Genomic DNA, 5,369 nt, shown 5'->3' with positions numbered 1-5,369 from the left:
ACCGGCAACGGCGCATCCAGGAATAGAGAGAGTCAAAGGCGTTCCTTGCTTCCTCCACCGTATAGCAAGCGTAGAAGTCATCCAGGGCAGCAACAATGCTGTATGCCTTACCGGTCTTAGGATACCGCTTGGAGAGGGAGTCCAGCTTGGCGACCTGCTGTTCTGACATTCGTCCTCTGGGTATCATGAACAGCCTGCGGCCCTGAAAGAGGGCCTGCTTGGCTTCGGATGACTTCTGCTCCTCCTTGCGTACCATATCGAGGGCGTTGGTGAGTATCTGCTTGACATGGAACTTGTCAATCACGCTCAGGGCATTCGGGAAGTTCTCAGCGATGCCAGGCAGATAGGACTTGGACATATCACTCGTAACAGCACAGACAGCCTCTTTGGAACCGCCGTGTTTCTCTAGTTTCTCGGCAAAGGTGGAGATAACGCTTTTCTCTCTGCCTTGTTCCACATCAATGACACGCCGCCGGTCTGCGTCAACAAAGACAGTAACATAGTCGTGTCCCCGGAGCCGGGAGGTTTCGTCAACGGCGAGCCTCACTAACCCCTTCAAGTCCTGACGGCTCACGGCCTCGTTCACCCAGTAGGAGAGGATGGCGGACAGGGACTTTTCGTTGCAGCGGAGGATTTCCGCTGCCTTTGCCCGCGGCATATCGGCAAGGATAAGCATGGCGTACCCCTCAAATAGCAAGGTAAACCGGCTATTCTTCCGCTCAAACGGCGCGCTTATCTGCTTTGTGCCGCAATGCGGACACCTCACCCGGGGCCGCTTGCAATGGACGAAGGACGGGTAGAACAGACAGTCCCCATGCCGCCAAACACGCTCTGTTGGCTCATATCCATTGCGTACAGTGGCACCTCCGCAGGAAGGACAGGCAAACTCTGCGCCCTCCCGGACATTGACATAGATGTGGACTTCTTTCTTCTCCGGTGAAAACTCCGCCCCCTCAACATACCACGGTTCACTCAGGTTGAGAGATCCGGCTATCATGTCAGGAAAGTTAGCTATCATCTGTATCACCCCCTAGAGAGTATATCACAAAATCCCTTTATCCACTAACTTTGGAGTAGAGCCGAAAAATATCAACGAAAAGGCCGCAAGAATATTGCCGCTATGGAGCAAATCTTGAAGCGGATAAAAAGAATGAAGTGACTGCGATCACTCACACTTGACATTATATAGATATTGTGATAATATGATAAAATGGAATAAGTGGTGGAGTCTGTCATAGAGAGCTTTTTGCATCTCTATTTATTCCAAAATGTTTTTAATCAAAAATTAGTTGCTGATATTTGATTAAGCACAGAAGGCAGAACTTCTCACAGAAGGGTCTGCCTTCTTTTTTTGCCAATGATTTGAGGAGGGAAATTGTGGATTTTTCTTTTAGTGCATTTCTTGAAGGGGTCTCATCAAGTCCGATCTTATGCATCACAGTATTATTTACATTGGGCGTGATTTTTGTAAACGGTTGGACCGATGCGCCCAACGCTATCGCAACATGCATCACGACTCGATGTATGCGTGTGCGCAGCGCCATTTTAATGTCGAAAAAACAAGATTCTTTTTATTTTCAGAATTTTATGGACTGTGCAGATTGCTCACGACGAGCCGCGTATTTTTTAAGAGACACCCTGGAGCACTTTGATGCGACAGCTTTAAAAGAAAAGCTGGACGAAATGCATAAGATTGAGCATGCTGGCGACAGCAAAGATAAACACCTTGGTGAAAGCGTTTATTACGCCCATTGATCGGGAGGACTTGGTGCAGATTAGCCAGAACATGGATGATCTTACCGACAAAATTGAAGATGTTCTGATTCGAATCTATTACAATCATATTTCTGACATACGTGAAGACTCCAGATGGTAGATGTACTTATCCGCTGCTGTGAGGAAATCTGCTTATTGATGGAAGAATTTCCACATTTCAAACATTCCAAGAAACTCCACGAATGCATTGTTCGAATTAACAGTCTGGAGGAAGAATCGGACGAACTGTTCATCTCCTGTATGTACCGTCTGCACGGAACAAACATCGATCCGTTGCATATTCTCGTATGGCGGGAAATTTATCTCTATCTGGAAAAATGTGCAGATACCTGTGAACATATTGCAGATATTGTGGAAAGCGTTGTTATGAAAAACAGATGAGGAGAAAAATATGCTTGCGAAGATAAAAAAACAACCTCCAGGGCGATTAATTGCCATAGGGTTTGCCCTGGTGATATTGATTGGGGCACTTTTACTTATGCTGCCAGTATCGGTGCGAAATGATGCGAAGGTACATTTCATCGACGCCCTTTTTACCTCGACCAGTGCAGTTTGCGTGACAGGTTTGATTTCCATTGACGTTGCGGATCACTTCACCTTCTTTGGTCAGGTAGTCGTTGCTGCCCTGATCCAGATCGGCGGATTGGGCGTTACATCCATTGGTGTAGGACTGATTTTGGCTGCGAGAAAAAATATCGGAATCAAAGGGCGGATCCTGGTCAAAGAGGCCCTGAATATAGATGGGATCAAGGGCATTGTCCGGCTTGTTAAAGCGGTTTTACTCATGACCTTCTGCTTTGAACTGGCAGGTGTTATTTTGAGCTTCATCGTATTTGTGCAGGATTACCCCGTCCTGAAAGCGCTTTGGATCAGCATTTTCCACTCCATCGCCGCCTTCAACAACTCCGGCTTTGACATTCTGGGCGGCTTGAGAAATTTAATCCCATATCAAAGCAATGTTCTGCTGAACTTGACTACATGTGGCCTGATCATTTTCGGCGGACTGGGTTTTCTTGTAATTTTAGACATATTGAAAAAACGGTCCTTCCGGAAATTGACTCTTCATTCCAAAGTGGTCTTGTCAACAACGCTTGCTCTGCTTTTGGGCGGTACGCTGCTTTTAAAGGCAACCGAGAATGTGACATGGATGGGTGCGTTTTTTCAGAGCGTATCTGCACGTACGGCAGGATTTTCTACCTATCCCATTGGCGAGTTTACCAATGCAGGCTTATTCACCTTGATCGTACTGATGTTTATTGGCGCCTCGCCTGGCTCTACGGGCGGTGGTATCAAGACAAGTACATTTTTTGTTTTGGTGCAGCATGTACGGAGCTTGTTTACCAAACGTCATATCGGCGCATTTCGTCGCAGTATCCCATTTGAAGTGTTCTCTAAGGCGTGCACCGTTACGCTGCTTTCCATGCTGTTGGTATGCGGCGGAACGTTTTTGCTCTGTGTGCTGGAGCCGGAATACAGTTTTGTGCAGCTTATGTTCGAAGAAGTATCCGCGTTTGGTACAGTGGGTCTTTCTACTGGAATCACGCCGGATCTCGGTGTGGCAAGCAAACTGGTGTTAATTTTCACGATGTTTGCCGGACGCGTCGGTGCGTTTACCTTGCTGACGCTCTGGATAGATCGTCCTTTGCCCAATATCCGTTATACGGAAGAATCTATCACAATTGGATAACACAAGGAGAAGTGTAAAATGAAAAAGAAAAATAATGCAAATTCCTACGGAATTATAGGGTTGGGGCGTTTTGGTATGGCGCTGGTGGAGTGCCTTGCATCAGCGGGAAAAGAAGTCATCGCTATCGATAAGGACGAGACGCGGGTACGAGAGGCCAGGCGCTTTACGGAAATGGCTTTGGTTGTTGATAATCTGGAACAAATGACCCTTGAAGAGGCCGGGATTCAGAACTGTGAAGTTGTTGCGATATGTATTGGAGAACAAATTGATGTCAGCATTCTTGCAACCATGACAGTATTGAAAATGGGCGTCGGACATGTCATAGCAAAGGCAACAAGCTTTATTCATGGCGAAGCGCTCAAACAACTGGGAGCATCGGTCGTATACCCTGAGAGAGATATGGCGATACGGCTTGGCAAAGGACTGCTGTATAATAGTTTTCTGGATTCTATCGCATTGAGCGGCAATGCTGAGGTGCGCCGTATCCAGGTGTCTCAAAAACTGATTGGCACGACCATTCAGGATATGAACATCCGCCGCCGTTATGGAGTAAACATTATCGCCGTTGAACATGACGGCCATACAGATGTGAATTTTGCGGCGGAATATTGCTTCCGTGAAGGTGATGTGATCAATGTCGTTGGACAGATTAAAAATTTGGAACATTTTGAGGAGGATATCCAATGAACCACGGCGAATAACGCGGCATTGGAAAAACTACTTTTCCATCGCTGTGAAAGGGTGTATTGTCGGCGGAACGATGTTGGTTCCGGGTGTCAGCGGCGGTTCAATGGCCATGATTCTTGGCATCTATAGTTCTCTTATTTCCGCCGTCAGCTCATTTCGTCAGAAAAAAAGCAGGAACTTTTGCTTCCTGTTTGTGTTTTGTATTGGGGCAATGGTCGGAATGGCGTTGCTTTCAAATCCGATCTCTTATTTAATAACTACATACCCGAAACCGACGATGTATTTCTTTATAGGAGCAGTGATTGGGGGAATTCCCATGATAATCCGCGAATCAAAAATTCATGCGTTCTCATGGAGAGTCCCTGCGTATATTTCTCTTGGCGTACTGATTGTTGTCGGCATATCAGTATTTCCGTTCCGTTCGGAAAATATTGGACAATTAACTGGATTATCAGGATTTTTGAGTTTGTTCGCCGCAGGAGCAATTGCCGCAATCGCACTGCTTCTTCCCGGTGTCAGCGTATCTTATTTTCTGCTGTTGTTAGGGTTGTATGACGAAACAATAACGGCCATTCAAACATTTCAACTGTCTTTTCTGATTCCCATGTTGTTAGGAGGTATCTTTGGTATTATTTTAACAGCCAAGTTATTAGAAAAAGCAATGATGCGCTACCCGCGATTTACATATTTGGTCATCCTTGGCTTCATCCTTGGATCCGTCGCCAGTATTTTCCCTGGAATCCCCGCTTGGAGGGAGTTAATAGTATGTATCGCAGCCGGCTTAGGCGGCTTTTTCATAATCTATTTGCTTTCACATAATGGTGTTATCACAAAAGAGGAAAAATAAAAAGAACTTGACAAATCTCTTTTCAGCAGCAGAAATTAATAGATGCTCTATCGTTATGTCCCATGAGCCATCTACACCGTAAGGATTCGCATCGCATTTTCCGGGGATGTATGGAAAAAGGACAATCCCCATGTCGACCGAACCGGTATAAATGCTATTTTCCCGCACAAAGCATACAAATAAAGGCTCTACTCCCGTTTTAGTGGATAGGAGTATTTAGAAAGGGTTAGGGACAGCGAGTTGGAGTTTACCAACAACGAGGTAAATCATCGAGGCAAAGCCCTCATAGGTATTAAAGCCACGGGCTTTCCGTTTGGCTGCCTGTATCATGGAGTTAATACCCTCACAGACAGCGTTGGTAATGCGGTGGTA

At 46.0% G+C, this 5,369-nt stretch carries 7 protein-coding genes and 1 pseudogene; 6 read left to right on the top strand and 2 right to left on the bottom strand.

The window, feature by feature from the left end:
• A partial coding sequence (locus tag B5F17_RS14220; protein ID WP_087374882.1) for an ISL3 family transposase occupies nt 1-1,018 on the bottom strand: 1,018 nt, incomplete at its 3' end.
• A gap of 359 nt (nt 1,019-1,377) precedes the next feature.
• Here B5F17_RS14220 and B5F17_RS14925 point away from each other — a divergent pair.
• The 6 genes and pseudogenes from B5F17_RS14925 to B5F17_RS14200 all read left to right on the top strand — a co-directional run.
• Nucleotides 1,378-1,554 (top strand): annotated as a pseudogene (locus B5F17_RS14925) (inorganic phosphate transporter); the annotation flags it as partial.
• A gap of 145 nt (nt 1,555-1,699) precedes the next feature.
• Complete coding sequence (locus B5F17_RS15365; RefSeq protein ID WP_407922600.1) at nt 1,700-1,876, top strand: DUF47 family protein; 177 nt, start codon at nt 1,700-1,702, stop codon at nt 1,874-1,876.
• Nucleotides 1,870-2,157 carry a DUF47 domain-containing protein gene (locus B5F17_RS15185; RefSeq protein WP_162608200.1) on the top strand — a complete coding sequence of 96 codons (288 nt, stop codon included), beginning with the start codon at nt 1,870-1,872 and terminating at the stop codon, nt 2,155-2,157. The genes B5F17_RS15365 and B5F17_RS15185 overlap by 7 nt, the downstream gene beginning before the upstream one ends.
• Before the next feature lie 10 nt (nt 2,158-2,167).
• Nucleotides 2,168-3,463: a TrkH family potassium uptake protein gene (locus tag B5F17_RS14210; protein ID WP_087185441.1), complete on the top strand. Its 1,296-nt coding sequence runs from the start codon at nt 2,168-2,170 to the stop codon at nt 3,461-3,463.
• An 18-nt stretch (nt 3,464-3,481) separates the two neighbouring features.
• Nucleotides 3,482-4,150: a potassium channel family protein gene (locus tag B5F17_RS14205; RefSeq protein ID WP_058962896.1), complete on the top strand. Its 669-nt coding sequence runs from the start codon at nt 3,482-3,484 to the stop codon at nt 4,148-4,150.
• A gap of 46 nt (nt 4,151-4,196) precedes the next feature.
• Nucleotides 4,197-4,997 (top strand): DUF368 domain-containing protein, encoded by an 801-nt coding sequence (locus B5F17_RS14200; protein ID WP_206396745.1) that lies wholly within the window; start codon nt 4,197-4,199, stop codon nt 4,995-4,997.
• A gap of 216 nt (nt 4,998-5,213) precedes the next feature.
• Here B5F17_RS14200 and B5F17_RS14195 read toward each other — a convergent pair whose 3' ends face one another.
• On the bottom strand, nt 5,214-5,360 hold the full coding sequence (locus tag B5F17_RS14195; protein ID WP_275532139.1) for a transposase: 147 nt from the start codon (nt 5,358-5,360) through the stop codon (nt 5,214-5,216).
• Nucleotides 5,361-5,369 lie beyond the last annotated feature (9 nt).

The sequence above is a fragment of the Butyricicoccus pullicaecorum genome (genome assembly GCF_002160355.1).
Classification (GTDB): domain Bacteria; phylum Bacillota; class Clostridia; order Oscillospirales; family Butyricicoccaceae; genus Butyricicoccus; species Butyricicoccus pullicaecorum.
The sequence above is the reverse complement of the archived record's forward strand: the minus strand, read 5'-3'. Positions and strand labels throughout refer to the sequence as shown.